The organism is Blastococcus sp. SYSU DS0828, from assembly GCF_054050975.1.
Window position 1 is genome coordinate 215,838 of the sequence record NZ_JBJHAK010000004.1, and the last position, 22,413, is coordinate 238,250.

Annotated in this window: 23 protein-coding genes and 2 rRNA genes; 8 read left to right on the top strand and 17 right to left on the bottom strand. The window is 74.2% G+C overall.

The annotated features are described in order from the left end of the window. Window positions 1-2: 2 nt before the first annotated feature. Together ACI79Q_RS05110 and ACI79Q_RS05115 are read right to left on the bottom strand one after the other, a co-directional pair. Window positions 3-1,118: a Na/Pi symporter gene (locus ACI79Q_RS05110; protein WP_456589352.1), complete on the bottom strand. Its 1,116-nt coding sequence runs from the start codon at window positions 1,116-1,118 to the stop codon at window positions 3-5. A gap of 182 nt (window positions 1,119-1,300) precedes the next feature. Next, on the bottom strand, window positions 1,301-1,885 hold the full coding sequence (locus ACI79Q_RS05115) for an antibiotic biosynthesis monooxygenase (protein WP_456614313.1): 585 nt from the start codon (window positions 1,883-1,885) through the stop codon (window positions 1,301-1,303). Between the two features lie 96 nt (window positions 1,886-1,981). Here ACI79Q_RS05115 and ACI79Q_RS05120 point away from each other — a divergent pair, with 96 nt between their 5' ends. Then, a complete protein-coding gene (locus tag ACI79Q_RS05120; RefSeq protein WP_456614314.1) occupies window positions 1,982-2,839 on the top strand; it encodes a DNA-formamidopyrimidine glycosylase family protein in 858 nt (285 codons plus the stop codon). 4 nt (window positions 2,840-2,843) lie between these two features. On the opposite strand, the gene ACI79Q_RS05125 is transcribed toward ACI79Q_RS05120, so the two are convergent. Beyond that, window positions 2,844-3,680, bottom strand: a complete 837-nt coding sequence (locus ACI79Q_RS05125) for a PspA/IM30 family protein (RefSeq protein ID WP_456589350.1) — start codon at window positions 3,678-3,680, stop codon at window positions 2,844-2,846. Between the two features lie 118 nt (window positions 3,681-3,798). On the opposite strand from ACI79Q_RS05125, the gene ACI79Q_RS05130 reads away from it, so the two are divergent. Continuing rightward, a complete protein-coding gene (locus tag ACI79Q_RS05130; RefSeq protein ID WP_456596518.1) occupies window positions 3,799-4,806 on the top strand; it encodes a PfkB family carbohydrate kinase in 1,008 nt (335 codons plus the stop codon). Next, window positions 4,803-5,321 (top strand): GNAT family N-acetyltransferase, encoded by a 519-nt coding sequence (locus tag ACI79Q_RS05135; protein WP_456589348.1) that lies wholly within the window; start codon window positions 4,803-4,805, stop codon window positions 5,319-5,321. Before ACI79Q_RS05130 ends, ACI79Q_RS05135 begins: the two co-directional genes overlap by 4 nt. On the opposite strand, the gene ACI79Q_RS05140 is transcribed toward ACI79Q_RS05135, so the two are convergent. The 6 genes from ACI79Q_RS05140 to ACI79Q_RS05165 form a co-directional block, all read right to left on the bottom strand. After that, window positions 5,297-5,788 carry a TetR family transcriptional regulator gene (locus ACI79Q_RS05140; protein ID WP_456589347.1) on the bottom strand — a complete coding sequence of 164 codons (492 nt, stop codon included), beginning with the start codon at window positions 5,786-5,788 and terminating at the stop codon, window positions 5,297-5,299. The genes ACI79Q_RS05135 and ACI79Q_RS05140 overlap by 25 nt on opposite strands. Window positions 5,789-5,902: 114 nt before the next feature. Continuing rightward, window positions 5,903-6,310, bottom strand: coding sequence for a helix-turn-helix domain-containing protein (locus ACI79Q_RS05145; RefSeq protein ID WP_456589346.1), 408 nt, complete (start codon window positions 6,308-6,310; stop codon window positions 5,903-5,905). A gap of 106 nt (window positions 6,311-6,416) precedes the next feature. After that, the gene (locus ACI79Q_RS05150) at window positions 6,417-6,956 is read right to left on the bottom strand and encodes a CinA family protein (RefSeq protein WP_456614315.1); all 540 of its coding nucleotides are present in this window, start codon (window positions 6,954-6,956) and stop codon (window positions 6,417-6,419) included. A gap of 6 nt (window positions 6,957-6,962) precedes the next feature. Further along, entirely contained in the window at window positions 6,963-7,628 is a 666-nt protein-coding gene (gene pgsA / locus ACI79Q_RS05155) for a CDP-diacylglycerol--glycerol-3-phosphate 3-phosphatidyltransferase (protein WP_456614316.1), read from the bottom strand. A gap of 5 nt (window positions 7,629-7,633) precedes the next feature. Beyond that, a complete protein-coding gene (locus tag ACI79Q_RS05160) occupies window positions 7,634-9,091 on the bottom strand; it encodes a MiaB/RimO family radical SAM methylthiotransferase (RefSeq protein WP_456614317.1) in 1,458 nt (485 codons plus the stop codon). Window positions 9,092-9,167: 76 nt separating this feature from the next. Continuing rightward, window positions 9,168-11,681: a DNA translocase FtsK 4TM domain-containing protein gene (locus ACI79Q_RS05165; protein WP_456596514.1), complete on the bottom strand. Its 2,514-nt coding sequence runs from the start codon at window positions 11,679-11,681 to the stop codon at window positions 9,168-9,170. Window positions 11,682-11,767: 86 nt separating this feature from the next. On the opposite strand from ACI79Q_RS05165, the gene ACI79Q_RS05170 reads away from it, so the two are divergent. Next, on the top strand, window positions 11,768-13,708 hold the full coding sequence (locus ACI79Q_RS05170) for a prolyl oligopeptidase family serine peptidase (RefSeq protein ID WP_456614318.1): 1,941 nt from the start codon (window positions 11,768-11,770) through the stop codon (window positions 13,706-13,708). Beyond that, the gene (locus tag ACI79Q_RS05175) at window positions 13,705-14,238 is read left to right on the top strand and encodes a GNAT family N-acetyltransferase (RefSeq protein ID WP_456614319.1); all 534 of its coding nucleotides are present in this window, start codon (window positions 13,705-13,707) and stop codon (window positions 14,236-14,238) included. The genes ACI79Q_RS05170 and ACI79Q_RS05175 overlap by 4 nt, the downstream gene beginning before the upstream one ends. On the opposite strand, the gene ACI79Q_RS05180 is transcribed toward ACI79Q_RS05175, so the two are convergent. The 5 genes from ACI79Q_RS05180 to thyX all read right to left on the bottom strand — a co-directional run bounded on the left by ACI79Q_RS05180 (window position 14,213) and on the right by thyX (window position 19,006). Next, the gene (locus tag ACI79Q_RS05180) at window positions 14,213-15,913 is read right to left on the bottom strand and encodes a ribonuclease J (RefSeq protein ID WP_456589339.1); all 1,701 of its coding nucleotides are present in this window, start codon (window positions 15,911-15,913) and stop codon (window positions 14,213-14,215) included. The genes ACI79Q_RS05175 and ACI79Q_RS05180 overlap by 26 nt on opposite strands. Then, a complete protein-coding gene (gene dapA / locus ACI79Q_RS05185) occupies window positions 15,910-16,824 on the bottom strand; it encodes a 4-hydroxy-tetrahydrodipicolinate synthase (RefSeq protein ID WP_456589338.1) in 915 nt (304 codons plus the stop codon). Before dapA ends, ACI79Q_RS05180 begins: the two co-directional genes overlap by 4 nt. Before the next feature lie 9 nt (window positions 16,825-16,833). Further along, window positions 16,834-17,337 carry a dihydrofolate reductase gene (locus ACI79Q_RS05190; protein ID WP_456614320.1) on the bottom strand — a complete coding sequence of 168 codons (504 nt, stop codon included), beginning with the start codon at window positions 17,335-17,337 and terminating at the stop codon, window positions 16,834-16,836. Window positions 17,338-17,372: 35 nt separating this feature from the next. Further along, window positions 17,373-18,179 carry a thymidylate synthase gene (locus ACI79Q_RS05195; protein ID WP_456596511.1) on the bottom strand — a complete coding sequence of 269 codons (807 nt, stop codon included), beginning with the start codon at window positions 18,177-18,179 and terminating at the stop codon, window positions 17,373-17,375. Between the two features lie 74 nt (window positions 18,180-18,253). Further along, on the bottom strand, window positions 18,254-19,006 hold the full coding sequence (thyX, locus tag ACI79Q_RS05200; RefSeq protein ID WP_456589335.1) for an FAD-dependent thymidylate synthase: 753 nt from the start codon (window positions 19,004-19,006) through the stop codon (window positions 18,254-18,256). 39 nt (window positions 19,007-19,045) lie between these two features. On the opposite strand from thyX, the gene ACI79Q_RS05205 reads away from it, so the two are divergent. Beyond that, entirely contained in the window at window positions 19,046-19,477 is a 432-nt protein-coding gene (locus tag ACI79Q_RS05205) for a DUF1232 domain-containing protein (protein ID WP_456613798.1), read from the top strand. Here the strand turns inward: ACI79Q_RS05205 and ACI79Q_RS05210 are convergent. Continuing rightward, a complete protein-coding gene (locus ACI79Q_RS05210) occupies window positions 19,440-20,663 on the bottom strand; it encodes a winged helix-turn-helix domain-containing protein (protein ID WP_456613799.1) in 1,224 nt (407 codons plus the stop codon). The two genes, ACI79Q_RS05205 and ACI79Q_RS05210, sit on opposite strands and share 38 nt — an antisense overlap. A 65-nt stretch (window positions 20,664-20,728) precedes the next feature. On the opposite strand from ACI79Q_RS05210, the gene ACI79Q_RS05215 reads away from it, so the two are divergent. Both ACI79Q_RS05215 and ACI79Q_RS05220 read left to right on the top strand, forming a co-directional pair. Continuing rightward, window positions 20,729-21,286: an N-acetyltransferase family protein gene (locus ACI79Q_RS05215; protein ID WP_456613800.1), complete on the top strand. Its 558-nt coding sequence runs from the start codon at window positions 20,729-20,731 to the stop codon at window positions 21,284-21,286. After that, window positions 21,283-21,948 (top strand): DUF2461 domain-containing protein, encoded by a 666-nt coding sequence (locus tag ACI79Q_RS05220; RefSeq protein ID WP_456596506.1) that lies wholly within the window; start codon window positions 21,283-21,285, stop codon window positions 21,946-21,948. The genes ACI79Q_RS05215 and ACI79Q_RS05220 overlap by 4 nt, the downstream gene beginning before the upstream one ends. 151 nt (window positions 21,949-22,099) lie before the next feature. Here ACI79Q_RS05220 and rrf read toward each other — a convergent pair. Further along, a 5S ribosomal RNA gene (rrf, locus tag ACI79Q_RS05225) occupies window positions 22,100-22,216 on the bottom strand. Window positions 22,217-22,327: 111 nt separating this feature from the next. Further along, window positions 22,328-22,413, bottom strand: a 23S ribosomal RNA gene (locus ACI79Q_RS05230); the annotation flags it as partial.

Below are 22,413 nucleotides of genomic sequence, written 5' to 3' on the forward strand. Positions count from 1 at the left end.
CCTCAGCCCAGGCTCACGGCGGCGATCGGCAGGGCGATGAACACCCCACCGGCGTAGGCCGGCATGGCCCAGCGCTGGCGTGCGGCGAAGGCCCCCAGGCCTTCGGCCAGCCGCACCGGCAGGTAGCGGACCTGCGGCACGGGGTAGATCAGCAGGACGGCGGAGATGTTGAACAGCACGTGCACCAGCGCGATCACCAGCCCCTCTGGTTGCCCGGTGGCCAGCGCCGCGAGCAGGGCGGTCACCGTGGTGCCCAGGTTGGCGCCGATGGTGATCGGATAGGCGTTCCGCACGGTCAGCACCCCCGCGGCCACCAGCGGGAGCAGCGTGACCGTGACGATCGAGGAGCTCACGACCGCGATGGCGGCGACGGTGCCCACCGCGATGCCCACCAGGCCACCCGCCTTGCTCACCGACCGATTCGCCTTCTCCTGCAGCGGGCCGGTCACCACGGCCCGCATGTTCGTGCTGATGAAGCGGATCGTCACGTACAGCGCGACGATGCCTCCGACCAGCAGCACGGTGCCGAGGAAGGCGCCGGCCGGGACCAGCGCGGCCACCAGGGTGGAGACGCCCTCGACGGCCGGGTCGGTGGCCATCGCCAACGGGCTCTCGACGTCCACCCCGGTCACGCCGGTGCCGGCGATGACGTCACCCAGCCAGCGCGCCGCCGAGGCCAGGAAGCCGGTGAGCAGTTCCAGCGGCAGCAGGATCAGCACGGCGAGGAAGTTGAACAGGTCGTGCATGGTCGCCGCCGCCACCACCTGCCGGAACTCCGCCCTCCGGCGCATGCTCACCAGCGTGACCAGCGTGTTGGTCACGGTGGTGCCGATGTTGGCTCCCATGACCATCGGCACGGCGATCTCCACCGGGATCACCCCGGCCGCCACCATCCCGACGATCGCCGACGTCGACACCGACGAGGACTGCACGAGGATGGTGGCCAGCACACCGGCGAACAGGCCGGAGAGCGGATGACTGACCCCGGCCAGCACCGCATCGTTGAACCCCTCGCCCATGTGGGCGATGCCGTCCTCGACCATGCCGACGCCCACGAGGAACAGGTAGAGCAGCACGAGGGCCAGTGCGGCGCGGACCAGAATCTGCTTCCGGCTCAAGCGTGGGGCCGGCTGCGCGGATGTGGCGGCTTCGTCGGTCGGGTCGGTCACGGCATTCCCCCCGGTAGGCGGTCCGACCTCTCCCAGGGTCACGCCGGCCGGCGAACGGCCGATGGCCTACGACCGAACGCCGCGCCTACGTCTGCCGGCGCCCCGCGCCACCACCTCGACCTGCCGGGGGATCAGTCCCCGTCGGGGTGCAGCCAGCGGGCGAACAGGCGGGTGAGCACCGGCATCACGACGTATCCGAGAGCGGTCACGACCACGCAGGCCGAAAGCAGCAGGCGCAGCTCCAGGGGCCAGCCGGACAGGTACGGCATGACGACCTGCTGCAGCACCGAGGTGATGCCGAACACCGCCGCGATCGTGAGAACCGACGCCCGCCAGCGGGGGCCGGGCCGGGCCGGGCGGGTGAAGAAGCTGTCCAGGCCGTCGGCGCGGGCGTAGCGCTCGTCCTCGACCATCCCCGGCAACCGCGCGAGGAACGCCTGCCGCTCGGGCGAGCGTTCCCACGCGGCGAGCGAGTCCGCGTCGGCGAAGCGGTAGACCAGGTGGTACTCGGAGCTGCCGGAGCCCGGGTGGAGCAGGGATGCGCCGAGGTTGCCGGGGTAGTTGGCGGCCTCGGCCAGGACCGCGCCGGCCGCCCGCTCGAAGGCCGCCCGCCGATCGGGCCGCACCACGCGCGCGACGGTGACGGTGACCGGCTGGCGGTCGGGGGCGGTTCGGGCGCTTCCGAGCCGGGTGCGCAGTCGCGGGGGCACGCTCACAGCCGGGCCAGCGCATCGGGCGGCGGCAGGCTTCCCGGTTGTCGGGGCTCTCACACCGGAGGGGCAGGCCGGCCCACCGCCGGGGATCATGGACACGTGCCCGAGGGAGACACCGTCTGGCTGGCCGCCGAGCGCATGAACACCGCGCTGGCCGGGGCCACGCTGCGGCGCGGCGAGTTCCGGCTCCCTCAGCTGGCCGCGCTGGACCTCACCGGCGCGGCCGTCACCGAGGTCCTCCCTCGCGGCAAGCACCTGCTGATCCGCCTGGCCGACGGGCGCACGCTCCGCACCCACTTCCGGATGGACGGCAGCTGGCACATCCACCGCCCCGGCACCCGCTGGAAGGGCGGCCCGGCCCACGACGTCCGCATCGTGCTGGCCACCGACGAGTGGGAGTGCGTCGGCTACCGGCTGCACGACGTGGACCTCGTGCCCACCACGGACGAGGAGCAGCTCGTCGGCCACCTCGGGCCGGACGTGCTCGGTCCCGACTGGGACCTCGACGAGGCGCTGCGCCGCCTGCGCGCCCACCCCGACGAACAGGTCGGCGTGGCGATCCTCGACCAGCGCAACCTCGCCGGGATCGGCAACCTCTACAAGGTCGAGTCGCTGTTCCTGCTGGGCCTGCACCCGTGGGCGCGGGTGGCCGACGTCGACGGCCGCCTGGCTCCGCTGGTCGAGCGCGCTCAGCGGCTCATGCGTGCGAACCTGCACCACCCCGAGCAGAACACCACCGGCGACCCGCGGCGCGGCCGCGACCACTGGGTCTTCGGCCGGAAGGGCCGCCCCTGCTTCCGGTGCGGAACGGGCATCCTGCTCGGCGAGCAGGGGCCGCCGACGCAGGAGCGCGTGACGTGGTGGTGCCCCCGCTGCCAGGCGGCCCGCTCCCCGATCGACCCGCAGGCCCGCACCGGGGAGCCGGACCGCCCGCAGCCGGTGACCGTCTACCGCTAGCTGCTCAGGCCTGCTCGGGGCGCTCCGCCGGCTGCGCCTGCGGCTGGGCGGCCTGCTCCGGCGCGGGCGCACCCTGCTCGATCGCACCCGCGGCGCCGCCGGCCTCGACCGCCGGCGTCCCGCCGCCCATCCCGGCGCGGATCTGGTCCAGCCGCGAGGCCCCGGCCACGTCGAGGGTCGCCTTCTCGACCTCGAGCATCCGGCCCTCGACCGAGGTCTGCGCCAGCTCTGCCTGACCCAGCGCGTTGGCGTAGCGGGCCTCGATCTTGTCGCGGATCTCCCCCAGGTTGGGGGTGTTGCCGGGCGCGGAGAGCTCGTTGACCTGACGCATCGAGTTGGCGACGTGCTCCTGCATCTTCGCCTGCTCGAGCTGGCTCATCAGCTTGGTGCGCTCGGCCAGCGTCGTCTGCAGCCGCATCCGCGACTGCTCCACCGCGCCACGCGCCTGCTCGGCGGCCTGCAGCGCCTCGTCGTGGCTGCGCTTGAGGTCCTCCATCGACTGCTCGGCAGCCACCAGCTGGGTGGCGAACGCCTGGGCGGCCTGCTCGTACTCGGCCGCCTTCGCCGCGTCGCCCTTGGCGCGGGCCTGGTCGGCCAGCGTCAGGGCCTGGCGGGCCGAGGACTGCAACTTCTCGACCTCGCCCAGCTGGCGGTTGAGCCGCATCTCCAGCTGCCGCTGGTTGCCGAGCACCGCGGCGGCCTGGTTGGCCAGCGACTGGTGCCGCTGCTGCTCCGCCTCGATCGCCTGCGCGATCTGCACCTTCGGGTCCGCCCGCTGGTCGATCTGCGCATTGGCCGATGCGGTGAGGTACTTCCACAGCTTCACGAACGGGTTGGGCATGGGGTCCTCCTGCTCCGGCGCACTCGCCGGACCGGCGATGCTCGTCCCCAGCATCGTCCCAGGTGATCACCCTCGGCAGCCAACGCGGGCCAGCCGCGTCGCGGCTAGGGTGCGCAGAATGCCGCCCGCCAGCCCCGTTCTCTGCGTCCTCGGCGAGCTCGTCGTCGACCTGCTGCCCGTGCCCGGGGCCGGCGAGAGCAGCACGGCGCCGCACTACGTCGCGCGGCCCGGGGGGAACGCGCTGAACGTCGCCGTCGCCGCCGCCCGCCTCGAGACCCCGGTGCGGTTGCTCGCCCGGCTGGGCACCGGCCCGCTGGCCGCCAACCTGCGCCGGCACGCCGAACTGGCCGGCGTCGACACCACCGGCTTCGTCGAGGCCGCCGAACCGGTGAGCCTGGCCGTCGTCGGGGTCGACGCCGACGGCTCCCCGGACTACGGCTTCCACGTGCTCGGCGCCGCCGACTGGCAGTGGACCGACGAGGAGCTGGACCGGGTGCTGCCGGAGGACGTGGGCGCGCTGCACGTCGGCTCGATCTCCAGCTGGACCGAGCCCGGCAGCGATGCGATCTCCCGGCTGGTCCGCCGGCTGTCGGGCCGCGCGCTGGTCAGCGTCGACCCCAACATCCGCCCGATGCTGGCCGAGGGGCCCGTCGGCGCCTCGCTGGGCAACGACCGGGCAGCCGTGACCAGCCGACTGGACGAGCTCGTCGGCCACGCCGACGTGGTGAAGGTCAGCGCCGAGGACCTCGCCTGGCTGGAACCGGGCGTCACCGACCTGGACGACGCCGCCCGGCGCTGGGCCGACCGCGGTCCGGCGCTGGTCGTCCTCACCGACGGCGGCGCTCCGCTGCGGATGGCCCGTCCGGGCCGGCCGGTGCAGCACCGCGAGAGCCCCCGCGTCGCCGTGGTCGACACGGTGGGAGCGGGCGACTCGCTGGCCGCCGGGCTGCTGACCGGGCTTCTGGGCGCGGGACTCACCACGCGAGCCGCCCTGGCGGCCGCTCCCGACCACCAGCTCCTGGCGCTGCTCGACGACGCCGCGCTCGTCGCCGCGGTCAACTGCACCCGGGTGGGCGCCGATCCGCCCACCCGCGCGGAGCTGGCGGCGGCGCGGGGCCCCCGGTGAGTGACGCCGGCCTCCGCCTCGTCGGTCTCGAGGAGCTCTCCGCGGGGGCGCTGCGCGGCCGGCTGCTCGCCCGGCGTGCCGAGTTCTGGGCCGGCTCACCCCTGGAGGACGCCGCCGTCACCGCGCTGCACGACCCGGTGTTCTTCCACCAGCTGGGTGGCTTCGGGGCGGTCGCCCTCACGCCGCACGACGAGGACGCGGGGTACCTGCTCGGTGTCGTGAGCGCCGACCGGCTCGCCGTCGTCCAGGCCGTGGCCGTCCACCCGGCCCACCGCGGCCGTGGCGTCGCCGTCCGGCTGCTGGAGCGGTTCGCGGGCCTCGCGGCCGGGGTGGGCGCCCGGGTCCTCCAGGCCGTCGCCCTGCCCGGGGACGCCGGGGCTGCCGCCCTGGCCGCCCACCTCGGGGCACACTCGGCGCCCTCAGCGGGTCACGCGGGTCCCGACGAGGACCGGGTGGTGTTCACCCGCCGGCTGCCCCTGGAGCACCCGGCTCAGCCGGCGGAATCCAGGAGCTGACCGAGCAGCGCCGCCTGCCGGCGCCGCTGCGTCGTGAGCCCTGGCTGCAGCACCACGCCGAGCAGCCATCGGCCGGCCAGCTGCGCGCCGTCGTCGTCCACGCCGAGGACGACGGCGAGCCGGCCGGTGAGGCCCGCCCACGTCTCGGCGCCGGGCGCCAGCAGCCCGGCCAGCTGGTCGGGCTCGGTCTCGGCCAGCCGGCGCAGCACCGGGTGCGTGGCGAGCTCGTCGGCGAGCACGGCGAGGGCCTCGGCCGCGGGCAGCCCGGCCGCCAGGTCGGTGAGGCGGTGCAGCTCCGCGGCCAGCAGCGCGCGCACCACGTCGTCCTTGGTGCGGAAGTGGTTGTACAGGGTGGCCTTGGCGACCCCGGCTGCCGCCGCGACCGACTGCATCGTGCTGCGCCGCAGCCCGGCAGCGGCGAACGCGCGCGTGGCGCCCTCGAGCAGCCCCGCGCGGGTGCGGTTCATCCCACCCCGGGCCCGTCGGCCGGGCACCGGACGCGCCGGCACGGCACCAGGATCCGGGTCGGGGAGCACGTGCCCTGTCTCGCACCGACGGACGGCGCCGTCAAGTACGGGCGGTCAGGCGGCGAGCGAGACCGCGTCGCGTCGGCGCGCGGTGCGCCCCTGCTGCCCGGCGCCGACCAGCGCCAGCGCGGGCTCGGCGCCGGCGTCCACCGGGACAGGTGCCTCGGCGGTCTCGGCTGCCGGGGCGGCCTCGCCGGAGGCCGCCAGCGGGCGCACCTCCGCGCCGGCGGCGGCACCGCGCAGCTCGAGGCTCACCTCGGCGAGCAGGTCGGCCAGCTCGACTTCGAGCGCGTCGCAGATGGAGGCGAGCAGCTCCGAGGAGGCCTCCTTCTGCCCCCGCTCCACCTCGGAGAGGTACCCGAGGCTGACCCGGGCAGCACCGGAGACGTCGCGCAACGTGCGGTGCTGACGCAGCCGGTGGCCGCGCAGGGTGTTCCCGAGCTGGGTGCGCAGCAGCGTCATGGCCGTCTCCTGTCCTGCGAGCGGGGAAGCGGCGGTGCCGTCCGGCACCGTGCGCTCACGGTACGCGGCGCGTGCGCCGTCAGCCCGCCGACGGGGCCGAGTCCGCTCATGGCGTAACGCCGCCCCCGGGCTCGGCGTTCCCGTCGCCCGCTCCACGCAGCCGGTCCCGCAGGGCGGTGAACGCGCTGGCCACCGCGCCCGCGCGCACAGCGGCGCGGTCCCCCGGCAGGTCCAGCCGGACGACGTCGGTGCGCTGCCCGTCGCTGAGCCCGAGGTACACCCGGCCGGGACCGTACCCGTCCACCTCGCCGGGGCCCGCGACCCCGGTGAGCCCGACGCCGAAGGTGGCCGAGCACCGGGCACGGATGCCCTCCGCCAGCGCCGCCGCCGTCTCCGGGCTGACCGGCCCGGAAGCCGCCAGCACGTCGGCAGGCACGCCGGCGAGGACCGTCTTCAGATCCGTGGCGTAGACGACGGCCCCGCCGCGCAGCGTGGCGCTGGCGCCGGGGACGGCGGCGAGGGTGGCGCAGAACAGCCCTGCGGTGAGCGACTCCGCGGCCGCCACGGTCGCGCCGCGGGTGAGCAGTGCGTGGTGCACCTCACCGGCGAGCGCCTCGAGCGCGGCGGAGCCGTCCGCGGTGGCCACGACCGCTCAGGCGGCGGTGTCGCGGCGGGTGGAGGGGTCGGCACCCGACTGGTGGCGGGCGGTCGCCGCCCGCATGGCCCGGGCGCTGGTCTGCCGCAGCGTGATGGCGCGGTAGACGTAGTCCAGGCCGGTCAGCACCGTGAGCACCACGGCGGCGGCCATGACCCACCAGCGGGTCGTGGCCAGGGCGCCGCTGAGCGGCAGGATGTACAGGCCGATCGCGAGCGACTGCAGCACGGTCTTGGCCTTGCCGCCGCGGCTGGCGGCGATGACGCCGTGGCGGATGACCCAGAACCGCAGCAGGGTGACCCCCACCTCGCGGACCAGGATGACCGCGGTCACCCACCAGGGCAGGAGCGCCAGCACGGACAGGGCGACGAGCGCGGTGCCCGTCAGCGCCTTGTCGGCGATCGGGTCGGCGAGCTTGCCGAACTCGGTGACCTGACCGGTGCGCCGGGCGATCAGCCCGTCGTAGCGGTCGGTGATGATCGCCAGGCCGAAGACGACCGTGGCCCAGTAGCGCCCGGCGTCGTCGAGACCGTCCTCGCGCAGCAGCAGCACGGCCAGCACGGGCACCACCGCCAGCCGCAGCACCGTGAGGGCGTTCGGCAGGTTGAGCAGACGCACCGACTGCGGCGGGGTCGCCGCCGGGTCGGGGGCCACGCCGCTCATCTGCGTCACCGCCCGGCCGGTGCGACGGCGGCGACGAGCGCGGTGGCGACGAGGTCGATGCCCTCGGTGCCGACGACCTCCGCGGGGAGCACCTGACCGGCGACCGCACCCGCCGGCACGCCGGTGAGGGTGGTGGTGCCGTCGGCGTCCGGGTCCTGGTGGGCCGCGTGCCCCAACCAGGTGCCCGGGCCGTCGGTGGCGGAGAGGTCCTCGCTGAGCAGGACCTCCACCCGCTCGCCGATGCGCTCCTCGGCCCGCTGTGCGGTCAGCTCCTCGACCAGGTCGGTGATCCGGCGGACCCGGGCGTCGATCTCGTGCTGGTCGAGCTTGCCGTCCAGGCCGATCGCCTCGGTGCCCTCCTCGTCGGAGTAGCCGAAGACGCCCACGGCGTCGAGCCGGCCCTCGACGAGGAAGCGCTCCAGTTCGGCGACGTCGTCCTCGGTCTCCCCCGGGAAGCCGAGGATGACGTTGGTGCGGAACCCCGCCGCCGGCGCGAGCGCACGTGCCCGCTCGATGAGCGCCAGGAAGTCGTCGGTACCGCCGAAGCGGCGCATCCGGCGCAGCAGCGACGGCGAGGAGTGCTGGAAGGAGAGGTCGAAGTACGGCGCCACCCCGTCGGTCGCGGCGATGACCTCCAGCAGACCCGGACGGAGCTCGGCCGGCTGGAGGTACGCGACCCGCACCCGCGCGACGCCCTCGATCGCGGTCAGCTGCGGCAGCAGCTTCTCCAGCGAGCGCAGATCGCCGAGGTCCTTGCCGTAGGAGGTGGAGTTCTCGCTGACCAGCACCAGCTCGGTGACGCCCTGGCCGGCCAGCCAGGCCGCCTCGGACAGCACCTCGGCCGGCGGCCGGGAGACGAAGGCGCCGCGGAAGGCCGGGATGGCGCAGAAGGCGCAGCGCCGATCGCACCCGGAGGCGAGCTTCAGCGCGGCCGACGGCCCCGAGGCCAGCCGGCGACGGCGCAGCCAGTCGTGCCCGGGGATCGCCGGGCCTGCGGCGGCGTCCGTCCGGCCCCCGGCGCCGGCCAGCACCGCCGAGCGCTCCACGGGGCTGATCGGGAGCAGCGTGCGGCGGTCCCGCGGCGTGTGGGGCACGAGGGGGCGGCCGGTGAGGACGTCGTCGAGGCGGCCCCCGATCTCGGCGTAGTCGTCGAAGCCGAGGACGGTGGCCTCGGGCAGCGCGTCGGCGAGCTCGGAGCCGTAGCGCTCGGCCATGCAGCCGACCGCGACGACGGAGGCACCGGAGTCGGTCGCGGCGAGGATCGCGTCGACGGAGTCCTTCTTGGCCGTCTCGATGAACCCGCAGGTGTTGACGAGCACCGCATCGGCGCCCTCGGCGTCCTCGACCAGCTGGTAGCCCTCCGCGGCGAGCCGGCCGGCCAGCTCCTCGGAGTCGACCTCGTTGCGCGCGCACCCGAGGGTCACCACGGCCACGGTCCGGGCAGGGCTGGGCGTGGCTGTCACCCGGCCATCGTAGTCCGGCCCCGGGGCAGGGTCCCGCCGCGAGCCTGCGAGTGGCGGGGGGCAGCGGGGTCCTTCATCACGATCCGCCGCGGAGGGTGAACAGCGTCGCCTCGAGCTCGTCGGGCTTGACCAGCACGTCGCGGGCCTTGGAGCCCTCGGACGGCCCGACGATGCCGCGGCTCTCCATCAGGTCCATGAGCCGGCCGGCCTTGGCGAAGCCGACCCGCAGCTTGCGCTGGAGCATCGACGTCGACCCGAACTGGCTCGTGACGATGAGCTCCACGGCCTGCAGCAGCAGGTCGAGGTCGCCGCCGATGTCCTCGTCGATCTCCTTCTGCTCGCCCCCGGCGCTGCCCGCGGAGAAGACCTCCTCGCGGTACTCCGGCTCGGCCTGGCGCTTGGTGAACTCGACGACCGCCTCGATCTCGGCGTCGGTGACGAAGGCGCCCTGCACGCGCATCGGCTTGCCTGCGCCGATGGGCATGAAGAGGGCGTCACCCATGCCGATGAGCTTCTCGGCGCCCGGCTGGTCGAGGATGACCCGGCTGTCGGTCAGGCTGGAGGTGGAGAACGCCAGCCGCGAGGGCACGTTGGCCTTGATCAGGCCGGTGACGACGTCGACCGAGGGGCGCTGCGTCGCGAGGATCAGGTGGATGCCGGCCGCACGCGCCTTCTGCGTGATCCGGACGATGTGCTCCTCGACGTCCCGCGGGGCCACCATCATCAGGTCGGCGAGCTCGTCGACGATCGCCAGGATGTACGGATAGGGCCGGTATACCCGCTCGCTGCCGGGGGGCGCGGTGATCTCGCCCTTCTCGACCTTGCGGTTGAAGTCGTCGATGTGCCGCACGCCGGTGGACTTCATGTCCTGGTAGCGCTGCTCCATCTCCTCGACCAGCCAGGCCAGCGCGGTGGCCGCCTTCTTCGGGTCGGTGATGATCGGCGTGATCAGGTGCGGGATGCCGTCGTACGGCGTGAGCTCGACCATCTTCGGGTCGACCAGGATCATCCGCAGCTGGTCGGGGGTGGCCCGCAGCAGCAGCGAGGTCAGGATCGAGTTGACGCAGCTGGACTTACCCGCACCGGTCGCACCGGCGACCAGCAGGTGCGGCATCTTCGCCAGGTTGGCGCAGACGAAGCCGCCCTCGATGTCCTTGCCGAGCCCGACCAGCATCGGGTGCGGGTCCTGCTTGGCCGCCTGCGAGCGCATGACGTCGCCCAGGCTGACCTTCTCGCGGTCGGTGTTGGGCACCTCGATGCCCACCGCGGACTTGCCCGGGATCGGGGCGAGGATGCGGATGTTGTCGTTGGCCACCGCGTAGGCCATGTTCTTGGTCAGCTGCGTGATCTTCTCGACCTTGACGCCCTGACCGAGCTCGACCTCGTAGCGGGTGACCGTCGGTCCACGGGTGAACCCGGTGACGGCGGCGTCGATGTTGAACTGGTCGAGCACCCCGCTGATGGCCTCGATGGCGACGTCGTTGGCCTTCGACCGCGCCCGCGGCGGGTCCCCCGCCCGCAGCATGGACAGCGCCGGCAGCACGTAGTCGCCCTCGACCGGCTGGATGGACAGCTGCTCGGGCTCGGTGATCGGCGGCAGGTCCTCGGGCGGGGAGGTGCGGTCCTCGACCGGCCGCCGCACGGTCGGCGGTACCGGCGGCGGGGGGGCCAGCACGGTGTGCTCGGGGTCGGTGGTGCGGGTCGCCTCCGGCGCCTCCGCGTAGGCCCCGTGGTCGATGGGCCCGGTGGTGAGCAGGTCCTCCGACAGCGAGCTGCGGCGCCGGCGCCCCTTGGGCGCGGGCTCCTCGTCGTCCTCGTCGTAGTCGTCGGCGTCGTGGTCCTCGTCGTAGTCGTCGCGGCCCAGCAGCCGATCGGTGAGCTCGCGGACCCGTTCGGGGATCTGGTGGACCGGCGTCGCGGTGATCACGAGCAGGCCGAAGAAGGCGAGCAGCCCGAGCAGCACGACGGTGACCGCGGCACCGACACCGGCCACCAGCGGCGTGCCGACGGCCCAGCCGACCATCCCACCGGACCCGGGTTCGCCCGCTTCCGGCACTGCGGGGGTACCGAGGACGTGCGCGATGCCCAGCACCGACGCGACGGCGCACAGCCAGCCGATCGCCAGTCGGCCGCGCGCCTCCGGACGAGGGCCGCGGCGCAGCAGCCGCAGGGCGGCGAAGAAGAGGACGACGGGCAGCACCATCACCAGCGAGCCGACGACCCAGCGCACCCCGTCGGTGAGGGCGGCCCCGACCGGGCCGATGCCGTTGCTCCATGCGGCGGCCCCGAGCACGATCGCCAGACCGAGGACGGCGAGTCCCACCCCGTCGCGCCGGTGCTCGGGGGCGAGCGGCTCCGCCTCCTCCGGCCGGGCGACGGACCGGGCCAGACCGCCCGCGCCGCGGGCGAGCAGGTTCCAGCCCCCGCTGGCGATCCGCCAGACCGAGCCACCGGACGACGGCTTCTTCCGGGCGGGCTGCCGCCGGTTGGGCGCCCGCTTGGTGGCGGGCCGCTTCTTGCTCGCCGCCGTCGAGCCCGAGCGGCTGCGGGTCGCGGCCGGCCGGCGGTTCGGCGTGGTGCGGGCAGGCATGCGTCAGACCGTAAGCCCGGGGCGGGTTCCCGGCGGGCAGGCCGGACGTCGTGTCCCGCGCACCGCCATCCCATAACGTCACACGCATGAGCACCCCGCTCCCCCACGGCAGCTGGCCCACCCCCGTCACCTCCGAGCTCGTCGTGCGGGCGGCGGCCCGTCTCGGGGAGGTGGTCGTGGACGGGGACGACGTCTGGTGGGCCGAGTCGCGACCGGCCGAGGGCGGCCGCACCGCGCTCGTGCGGCGATCCCCCGACGGCGTGGTCACCGACGCCCTGCCGGCGCCCTGGAACGCCCGCACCCGGGTGCACGAGTACGGCGGCGGCGCCTGGACGGTGTCCGACGGCGTCCTGTGGTTCACGGAGTTCTCGGACCAGCGGCTGTACCGACTGGCGCCCGGCGACGGTTCGCCCGTCGCGGTGACCCCGGAGCCGGCCGTTCCGTCCGGCGTCCGGCACGCGGACCTCGCCGTGGTCGCGGACGGCGTGCTCGCGGTGCGGGAGACGCACACCGCCTCCGGCGCAGCGGCCGACGTGGTGAACGAGATCGTGCTGGTGCGCCCGGACGGGGCGACGGAGGTGCTCGTTTCCGGTCCCGACTTCGTCTCCGACCCGCGGCCGGGCCCTGACGGGGTCACGCTGGCATGGCTGCAGTGGGACCACCCGGACATGCCGTGGGACGCGGCGCAGCTGGTCGTCCGGTCGGGTGACGGTAACGAGACTGTCGTCGCCGGCGGTCCTGGCGAGTCCGTCGTCCAGCCGACGTGGAGCCCCGACGGCACCCTGTGGTTCCTGTGCGACCGCACCGACGTCTGGTCCCTCTACCGCCGGCGTCCCGGCGGGGCACCGGACCTCGTGCTCGACGCCGGGAGCGACATCGCCGGGCCGCAGTGGGTGTTCGGTCAGTCGCGCTACGCCCTGCTGGCCGACGGGAGGGTCGTCCTGGCCTACGGCCGGGCCGGGCGCGACCGCCTGGCGGTACTGAGCCGCGGCGCGGAGCCCCGGGAGCTCGACCTCCCCTACGGCACGTTCCGGTACCTGACCGCGCAGGGCACCTCGGTGGTCTGCGTCGCCGGCGGCCCGGCGAGCGAGCCGGTGGTCCTGCGGGTCGACGTCGACAACGGCGCGGCGGAGGTGCTGCGCCCGGCGCGGGACCTGGAGCTGGACCCGGCCTGGTTCTCCCGGCCCGAGCACGTCACCTTCCCGACCGAGGACCGCGGCACGGGGATCGGCGTCGCCCACGCCCAGGTCTACCCGCCGGCGAACCCGGAGGTGACGCCCCCGGAGGGGAGCCTCCCGCCGCTGGTGGTCGTCGTCCACGGTGGCCCTACCGCGGCCGCCGTCCCGGTGCTGAACCTGGAGATCCAGTACTGGACCTCCCGCGGGTTCTGCGTCGCCGACGTCGACTACCGCGGCTCGGTGGGCTACGGCCGCCGCTTCCGCGACGCGCTGCAGGGCCGGTGGGGCGTCGTCGACCTCGACGACGTCGTCGCGTGCGCGCGCTTCCTCGCCGACGCCGGCCGGGTCGATCCCGCCCGGATGGCGATCCGCGGCGGGTCGGCCGGGGGCTACACCACGCTGGCCGCGCTCTCCATGCGCCCGGGGGTCTTCACCGCCGGGGCGAGCCACTACGGCGTCGCCGACCTGGGCGCGCTGGCCGCCGAGACGCACAAGTTCGAGTCCCGCTACCTCGACGGCCTGGTCGCGCCGTGGCCCGAGGGCGCCGACGTCTACGCCGAGCGCTCACCGATCAACCACGTCGACACCCTCGACACCCCGCTGGCGGTGTTCCAGGGCGACGAGGACGCCGTCGTGCCGCCGTCGCAGGCCGAGGCGATCGTCGCGGCGCTGCGCGACAAAGCGGTGCCGCACGCCTACCTGCTGTTCCCCGGCGAGCAGCACGGCTTCCGCAAGGCGGAGAACATCCGCGCCGCGCTGGACGGGGAGCTCTCCTTCTACGCGCAGGTCTGGGGGTTCGACCTGCCGCCGGGCGAGGCGATCGAGCCGATCGCGGTCGTGCGGGGATGACCGGCGTCGTCCGGGCGGCCGTGCGCGCCGACCTGGCCGCGCTCCAGGACGTCGAGCGCGCCGCCGGCCGCCCGTTCGCCGACCTCGGCATGAGCCTGGTGGCGGAGGACGATCCCCCGTCGCTGGAGACGCTGCGGGAGTACGCGGACGCGGGCCGCGCCTGGGTCCGCACGGACGACGACGGCCGGCCGGTGGCCTATCTCCTCGCCGACGAGGTCGACGGTTGCGCCCACGTCGAGCAGGTGAGCGTGCACCCGGAGCACGCCGGCCGCCGCCTCGGTCAGGAGCTCCTCGCCCGCCTGGAGGAGTGGGCGAAGGATCGGGACCTACCGGCGATCACGCTCACCACCTACGTCGACGTCCCGTGGAACGGCCCTCACTACCGGCGGCAGGGGTTCCGGTTCCTGTCGGACGCCGAGCTCACGCCCGGCCTGCGGCGCATCCGCCGGGCGGAGGCAGCTCGCGGCCTCGACCGCTGGCCGAGGGCCGCCATGCGGCGGGAGCTCAGACCTCCAGCACCGTCGGGATGATCATCGGCCGGCGGCGGTGCTTGTCCGACACCCACTTGCCGACCGTGCGCCGGATGATCTGCGACAGGCGGTGGGCGTCCACGTCGTCGTCGGCGAGCGCCCGCTTGAGGTTGTCCTCGACCAGGGCCAGCACCTCGTCGAAGGCCGACGGGTCGTCGGAGAAGCCACGGGTGGACAGGTGCACCGGCCGCACGATGGTGCGCGTGGACGGCTCGATCACCACGGTCAGGGAGACGAACCCCTCGTCGCCGAGGATGCGGCGGGCCTGCAACGACTCCTCGCCGACGTCACCCACGTTGAGCCCGTCGACGTAGACGTCGCCGATCGGCACCGAGCCGACGATCGAGGCCTTGCCGTCGAGGAGGTCCACGACGACGCCGTCCTCGGCCAGCAGGATCCGGTCGGCGGCCATGCCCGTCTCCTCGGCGAGCTTGGCGTGCGCCCGCAGGTGCCGCCACTCCCCGTGCACCGGCATGAGGTACTTCGGCTTGGCGACGTTGAGCAGGGTGCGCAGTTCGCCGGCGGGGGCGTGCCCGGAGACGTGCACCCGCGCCGTCTCCTTGTGCACCACGGTGGCGCCCAGCCGGGCCAGCCCGTTGATCACCTTGTAGACGGCGGTCTCGTTGCCGGGCACGAGCGACGAGGCCAGGACGACGGTGTCCCCGGCCTCGATGGTGACCTGGTGGTGCTCGCCGCGCGCCATCCTGCCCAGCGCCGACAGCGGCTCCCCCTGCGAGCCGGTGCTGACCAGCACGACCTGCTCGGGCGGCATCTTCGCGGCGTCGTCCAGCGAGACCATGAGGCCCGGCGCCACTCGCAGCAGCCCCAGGTCGCGGGCGACGCCCATGTTGCGGACCATCGAGCGGCCCACCAGCGCCACCTTTCGGCCGTGCTTGTCCGCGCAGTCGAGCACCTGCTGGATGCGGTGCACGTGGCTGGCGAAGCTGGAGACGATGAGCCGCTGCGAGGCGCGCGCGAAGACGTCGTCGAGCACCGGCCCGATGGACCGCTCGGGGGTGACGAAGCCGGGCACCTCGGCGTTGGTGGAGTCGGCCAGCAGCAGGTCGATGCCCTCGACGCCCAGCCGGGCGAACGCCCCCAGGTCGGTCAGCACCCCGTCGAGGGGCAGCTGGTCCATCTTGAAGTCACCGGTGTGCACGAGCAGGCCCGCCGGCGTGCTCACGGCGACGGCGAGCGCGTCGGGGATCGAGTGGTTCACCGAGATGAACTCGCAGTGGAACGGCCCGGCGACGTGGTCGTCGCCGGCGGCGACCTCGACCAGGGTCGCGTCCAGCCGGTGCTCGCGGAGCTTGGCGGCCACCAGCGCCAGCGTGAAGCGGGAGCCCACCAGCGGGATGTCCTCGCGCAGCCGCAGCAGGTACGGGATCGCACCGATGTGGTCCTCGTGCCCGTGCGTGAGGACCACCGCGGCGATGTCGTCGAGGCGGTGCTCGATCACGCCGAAGTCCGGCAGGATCAGGTCGACGCCGGGCTGCTCCGCCTCCGGGAACAGCACGCCGCAGTCGATGACGAGCAGCGTGCCGTCGAACTCCAGCACGGCCATGTTTCGGCCGATCTCGCCGAGACCGCCCAGCGCCATCACCCGCAGCCCGCCCTCCGGCAGCGGCGGGGGCGCCTTGAGGTCCAGGTGGGGCTGGGTGGCCTGTCCGCTCACGACGTCGTCGCCTCTCGGAGCTGGACCCCGCCGGCGGCGAGGTCGGCGCGCAGCTGCGCGATCTGTTCGGGGGTGGCGTCGACCAGGGGCGGCCGCACGGGGCCGGCCGGGAGGCCGAGCTCGCGCAGCGCCGCCTTGGCGAGGATGACGCCCTGGGTGCGGAAGATGCCGGTGTAGACCGGCAGCAGGCTGTCGTTGATCTCGCGGGCCTTGACCAGGTCACCGCCCTCGACGGCGGCGACGAGCTCGGCCAGGCGGGGCCCGACGACGTGGCTGACGACGCTGACCATGCCGACGCCGCCCAGGGCGAGGATCGGCAGGTTCAGCATGTCCTCGCCGCTGTAGTAGGCGAGGTCGGTGCGCGCCATCGTCCAGGCCATGGCACCGAAGTCGCCCTTGGCGTCCTTCACCGCGACGATCCGCGGGTGCTCCGCGGCGCGCACGAGCGTCTCCACCTCGATGGGCATCCCGGTGCGGACGGGGATGTCGTACAGCATCACCGGCAGGTCGGTGCTGTCGGCGACCGAGGTGAAGTGGCGGAGCAGACCGGCTTGGGGGGGCCGGTTGTAGTACGGCGTCACGACCAGCAGGCCGTGGACGCCGAGCTCCGCGGCCGCGCGCGCCTTCTCGATCGAGTGCGCGGTGTCGTACGTCCCGACGCCGGCGACGACCGTGGCCCGGTCACCGACGGCGTCCAGCACCACCTCGAGGACGGCGCGCTGCTCGGCGTCGCTGATCGTCGGCGACTCACCCGTCGTCCCGAAGACGACCAGCCCGTCGTTCCCACCCCGGTCGACCAGGTGCGCGGCCAGCTCCTGGGCCCCGGCCAGGTCGATCGACCCGTCCTCGGCCAGCGGGGTGACCATCGCCGTGAGGAGGCGCCCGAACGGCCGGGCGGGGTCGGTGGTCATGGGGAGAATCTACCCAGCGGAGGGAACCGATCCCCTCACGTACTCCGACACCGCGAAGCGCAGGCCGTCCGACGCCGACACCGACCAGCCCTCGGCCGGCGTGCGCGCGGTGCGGACCCACCCCCCGTCCAGCGCCGGCGCCCAGGTGTCGCCGTCGACGGCGACGTCGACGTCGGTGACCACCACCCGGTCGGCGTACGGCAGGAACGCGGCGTAGACCTCTCCCCCGCCGATCACCCAGCACGCCGGGTGCTCGGCCAGCACCTGGGCGACCGAGTGCGCGACCAGCGCCCCCTCGGCCGACCACCGGGGATCCGACGTCAGCACGACGTTGACCCGGTTCGGCAGCGGGCGGAAGCGCTCCGGCAACGACTCCCACGTGCGCCGGCCCATCACCACCGTCGACCCGGTGGTCAGCCGGCGGAAGAGCGCGAGGTCCTCGGGCAGGTGCCAGGGCAGGCCGCCGTCGGCACCGATGACGCCACCCCGCGCCTGCGCCCAGATCAGCGCCACGCCGCTCCGCCCGGCTGGCGAGCTCGCCGGGCCGGTCACACCGCCACGGCCGCCCGGATCGCGGGGTGGTGGCGGTAGTCCCGCACCGTGAAGTGCTCGTAGCCGTAGTCGAACAGCGTGGGCGCCGGCGCGAGCTCCAGTGTCGGGAAGGGCAGCACCTCCCGGGAGAGCTGCTCGGTCACCTGGTCGACGTGGTTGTTGTAGATGTGGCAGTCACCCCCGACCCAGATGAACTCGCCGGGCTCCAGCCCGACCTGGGCGGCGATCATCCGGGTGAGCAGCGCGTAGCTCGCGATGTTGAACGGCACGCCGAGGAACATGTCGGCGCTGCGCTGGTAGAGCTGGCAGGAGAGCTTGCCGTCGGCCACGTAGAACTGGAAGAACGCGTGGCAGGGGGCCAGCGCCATCTCGGGCAGGGCGGCGACGTTCCAGGCCGAGACGATCATCCGGCGGGAGTCGGGGTCCGTGCGCAGCGTGTCGAGCAGGTTCGCGATCTGGTCGACGTGCCCGCCGTCGGGGGTGGGCCACGACCGCCACTGCACGCCGTAGACGGGGCCGAGCTCGCCGTCCGGGGACGCCCACTCGTCCCAGATGGTGACGCCGTTCTCGCGCAGCCAGCTCACGTTGCTGTCGCCGCGCAGGAACCAGAGCAGCTCGACGGCGATCGACCGGAAGTGCACCTTCTTCGTCGTCACCAGCGGGAAGGTCTCCGACAGGTCGTAGCGCAGCCGCTCGCCGAACAGGCTCACCGTCCCCGTCCCGGTCCGGTCCGCCTTCGGCGTCCCCTGCGCCAGGATGCGCCGCAGGAGGTCCTCGTACTGGGTGTCGATCGGTGCTGCCACGACCCCGAGCCTACGGCGGCCCGCCTCCACCGGGCCGCGGCCCGGGAACACCCGCCCCAGCCGTCGCGCGGGGCTCAGCCCTCGGTGACGAAGGGGCTCGCCGCGACCTCGGTGCCGTCGCCGAGCCGGCTGATCCGGAAGTCGCCGAAGACGTTGGCGGCCACGCGCTGGAGCTCGCGCAGGCAGGCGATCGCCAGCTCGCGGAGCTCGACGTCGGCGTGCTCGCTGGCCCGCACGGCCACGAAGTGCCGCCAGGCCCGGTAGTTGCCGGTGACGACGATGCGGGTCTCGGTGGCGTTGGGCAGCACCGCGCGGGCCGCCTGGCGGGCCTGCCTGCGGCGCAGCGTCGCGGAAGGGGCGTCGGCGACCCGCTCCTCCAGCCCCTGGAGCAGCGCACCGTACGCGGCGACGGCGGCCTCGGTGGCGGCGAGGAACCGTGCGTGCAGCTCGGGGTCCTCGGCGATCACGGCCGGCTCGACGACGGCCGCGCCGTCCTCGGGGACGTACCGCTGGGAGAGCTGGCTGTAGGAGAACTGCCGGTGCCGCACCAGCTCGTGGGTGAGCGAGCGGGAGACCCCGGTGAGGTACATGCTCACCGTTCCGTGCTCCAGCACCGAGAGGTGCCCGACCTCCAGGATGTGCCGCAGGTAGCCGGCGTTGGTGGCGGTGGTCGGGTTCGGCTTGTCCCACGCCTGGTAGCAGGCCCGCCCGGCGAACTCGGCGAGCGCCTGACCGCCGTCGGCGTCGGTCTCCCACGGCACGTCCGCCGGCGCGGTGAACTGCGTCTGCGCGACGACCTGGACCCGGAGCGGCGCGATCTCTGGCACCCGTCGAGCCTACGGCGGCCGGGCGGGCAGACTGGCGGTGTGGAGTGGTGGCGTCCGTTGCTCGCCGTGGCCGGCGGGTTCCTGCTGGTCTGGCTGGTGCTGCTCGCCGCCCTGTGGCGCACCCGGCCCGACGGGCTGACCGTCCGAGACGGCCTGCGCCTGCTCCCCGACGTCGTGCGGCTGGTGCGCCGGCTGGCCGCCGACCGCACCCTGCCCGCGGCGCTGCGTGTGCGGCTCTGGCTGCTGCTGGCCTACCTGCTCTCGCCGGTGGACCTCGTGCCCGACGTCGTGCCGGTCCTCGGCCAGGCCGACGACATCGTGGTCGTGGCCTGGGCGCTGCGCTCGGTGGTGCGCCGCGCCGGCGACGACGCCCTCGTGCGGCACTGGCCCGGGGAGCCGGCGGGGCTGCAGGTGGTGCGCCGGCTCGCCGGCCTCAGGCCGGGAGCGGCGGGGCCCCCAGCGCACGGCTGAGGTCGGGCCACAGGTCCCCCCGCTGGACGACGGCGACGTCGTCCAACGCCATCCACCCGGCCATCAGCCGCAGTTCGTCGGCGAGCTCGGCGGCGACCGCAGCGTGCTCCACGCCGGCCTCGGCGTGCGCCGCCTGCACGCGCAGGACGCCGGCCTTCCGGTCCGCCTTGAGGTCGACGCGAGCCACCAGCCGGTCGCCCAGCAGGAAGGGCAGCACGTAGTAGCCGTGCACCCGCTGCTGCGCCGGTGTGTAGATCTCCAGCCGGTAGCGGAAGCCGAAGATCCGCTCGACCCGTGGCCGCTCCCACACCAGGGAGTCGAACGGGCTGAGCAGCGCCCGCGCCCGGATCCACCGAGGACGGCGGGCCGCGGGGTCCAGCCAGGCCGGGCGCCCCCAGCCGGCCACCTCGACCGGAAGGAGCTCACCGGCGTCGGCCAGCTCGCCGATCGCCGTCCTGGCGTCGGCCGGGGTGAGGCGGAAGTAGTCGCGCAGGTCGGTCTCGGTGGCGACGCCGAGCGCCCGCGAGGCGGTGCGGACGAGCTCCCGCACGGCGTCGGGCCGCTCCGGGGTGGGGGCGGCGAGGACGGCGGAGGGCAGGACGCGCTCCGGCAGGTCGTAGACGCGCTCGAACCCCGCCGTCCGGCGGGCGGCGGTGAGCGCGCCGGTGAAGAAGAGGTACTCCAGCGCGGCTTTGCCCGCGTGCCAGTTCCACATGCTGCCCGGCCGGTTGGGCCGCTCCTCCTGCAGCTCGCCGGCGCGGAGCGGGCCGTCGCGACGCACCCGCTCGAGCAACGCCGCCACGTACTCGGGTCGCTCCCGGTGCACCCGGGTCATGCTGCCCCAGGCCTCCCGCTGGACGGCCGCCATGCGCCAGCGCAGGAAGGGCTGCAGCCGTACGGGGAGGAACGACGCCTCGTGCGCCCAGTACTCGAACAGGTCGTGCCGCCGGTTCGCCAACCCGTCGAGCGCCTCGCGCGGATAGGGCCCCAACCGGCTGAACGCCGGCAGGTAGTGCGAGCGGGAGAGCACATTGACCGAGTCGATCTGGACGACGGCCAGCCGCTCGGTGAGCCGCCGCAGCTGCCGTGTCCCGACGGCGGCGACCGGCCGCGGCTCGGCGAAGCCCTGGGCGGCCAGGGCGATCCGCCTCGCCAGCGCGGCGGGCAACCGTTCGACGGAGGTCACGCCCGAGGATCCTGCCCGCCCGGTACGACACCCGCCGCTCCGGCCACCGGACCTACGCTGCCCGGGTGACCTCGCTCCCGTTCCCCCGCCGCACGGGCTCCGCCGACGTGTCGGTCCGACCGGCCCGACCGGACGACGCCGCCGCCATCGCCCGGGTGCAGGGCGTCACCTGGCGGACCGCGTACCGCGCGCTGCTGCCGCCGGAGGTCCTCGACAGCTGGGACGAGGCGGCCGTCACGGCGTCCTGGCGGTCGGCCGTCGCCAGCCCGCCCTCGACCCGGCACCGGGTGCTGGTCGCCGTCGAGCGGGAGGCGGTCGTGGGCTTCGCCGCCGTGACGCCCGGGGACGACGCCGCCGAGATCACCACGCTGCTGGTCGAGCCCCGGTGGGGACGGCGCGGCCACGGCAGCCGCCTGCTGGCCGCGGTCACCGACCTCGCCGCTGCCGACCGCACCGCCCGGCTCCAGGTGTGGCTCGCGGAATCCGACCGGGCGTCCGCCGACTTCTACGCATCGGCGGGTTGGGCGCCCGACGGGTGGGCGCGCACGCTGGACACCGGGGCAGCACCTCTGCGGGAGCTGCGCTGGCACGTCGCGCTGGACGACGAGGACATGGACCGATGACCTTCGACGGTTTCCCGGACGAGGGACTGGTCTTCTACGAGGGGCTCGAGGCCGACAACAGCAAGGCCTACTGGACCGCGCACCGCGCCGACTACGACGCCCACGTCCGCGCACCGATGACCGCGCTGGTCGAGGAGCTGGCGCCCGAGTTCGGGACGGCGAAGGTCTTCCGCCCGTACCGCGACGTCCGGTTCAGCCACGACAAGACCCCCTACAAGACCCACCAGGGCGCCGTCGTCAACCCGGAGGGGCGCGGCGCGGGCGCCTGGTACGTCCAGATCTCCGCCGACGGGCTGTCCGTCTCGGGCGGCGCCTGGCGCCTGGAGTCCGACCAGGTGGCGAGGTACCGGCGGGCGGTGGCCGACCCGGTGCAGGGGCCCCGCCTGGAGGCCGAGGTGTCCCGCCTGCGCACCGCCGGCTGGGAGATCGAGGGTGACCGCCTGGTGCGGGTCCCGGCCGGGTACTCGGCTGCGGATCCCCGCATCGAGCTGCTCAGGCACAAGGCGCTGCACGCCACCCGCCGGTGGACGCCGGAGGACTGGCTGCACACCCGGGAGGCCGTCGACCGGGTTCGCGCCGCCTGGCGGGATCTGGGCCGGCTGAACGCGTGGCTCGCCGACAACGTCGGCGCCACCACGAAGGAGCCCCGCCCCCGGCGATGACCCGGGCAGGCGACCGGTGACCCGCCGCCCCTGCCGGCTCCTCCGCGACGTGCGGAGAGGCGCCGTGAGCGGGCACCGTCCGATGCCGACCGAGCTGGGGGAACGACGAAGGGGCCCCAGCACGAATGCTGGGGCCCCTTCGGGAATGGTTGTCCGGCGGCGTCCTACTCTCCCACCCCGTCTCCAGGGCAGTACCATCGGCGCTGAGAGGCTTAGCTTCCGGGTTCGGAATGTTGCCGGGCGTTTCCCTCTCGCCATGGCCGCCGTAACTCTGTGAACTTCGAACCAAGCTGGTTCGTGCGTTCAGAACCGCACAGTGGACGCGAGACAAGTCTTCGTTGGTTGACCCTGGCACAGACCCCTCGTGGTGGAGGTGTGTGTGGTCAAGCCCTCGGCCTGTTAGTACCGGTCAGCTCCACACCTTGCGGTGCTTCCACTTCCGGCCTATCAACCCGCTGGTCTGGG

Bases quoted from the DNA above. Each gene is read 5' to 3' on its own strand.
- ACI79Q_RS05140 (WP_456589347.1), bottom strand. From the start codon at position 5,788: ATGAACCGCACCCGCGCGGGGCTGCTCGAGGGCGCCACGCGCGCGTTC.
- ACI79Q_RS05130 (WP_456596518.1), top strand. From the start codon at position 3,799: ATGCCGCCCGCCAGCCCCGTTCTCTGCGTCCTCGGCGAGCTCGTCGTC.
- ACI79Q_RS05145 (WP_456589346.1), bottom strand. From the start codon at position 6,310: ATGACGCTGCTGCGCACCCAGCTCGGGAACACCCTGCGCGGCCACCGG.
- ACI79Q_RS05165 (WP_456596514.1), bottom strand. From the start codon at position 11,681: ATGCCTGCCCGCACCACGCCGAACCGCCGGCCGGCCGCGACCCGCAGC.
- dapA (WP_456589338.1), bottom strand. From the start codon at position 16,824: ATGACCACCGACCCCGCCCGGCCGTTCGGGCGCCTCCTCACGGCGATG.
- ACI79Q_RS05125 (WP_456589350.1), bottom strand. From the start codon at position 3,680: ATGCCCAACCCGTTCGTGAAGCTGTGGAAGTACCTCACCGCATCGGCC.
- ACI79Q_RS05175 (WP_456614319.1), top strand. From the start codon at position 13,705: ATGACCGGCGTCGTCCGGGCGGCCGTGCGCGCCGACCTGGCCGCGCTC.
- pgsA (WP_456614316.1), bottom strand. From the start codon at position 7,628: ATGAGCGGCGTGGCCCCCGACCCGGCGGCGACCCCGCCGCAGTCGGTG.
- ACI79Q_RS05220 (WP_456596506.1), top strand. From the start codon at position 21,283: ATGACCTTCGACGGTTTCCCGGACGAGGGACTGGTCTTCTACGAGGGG.
- ACI79Q_RS05170 (WP_456614318.1), top strand. From the start codon at position 11,768: ATGAGCACCCCGCTCCCCCACGGCAGCTGGCCCACCCCCGTCACCTCC.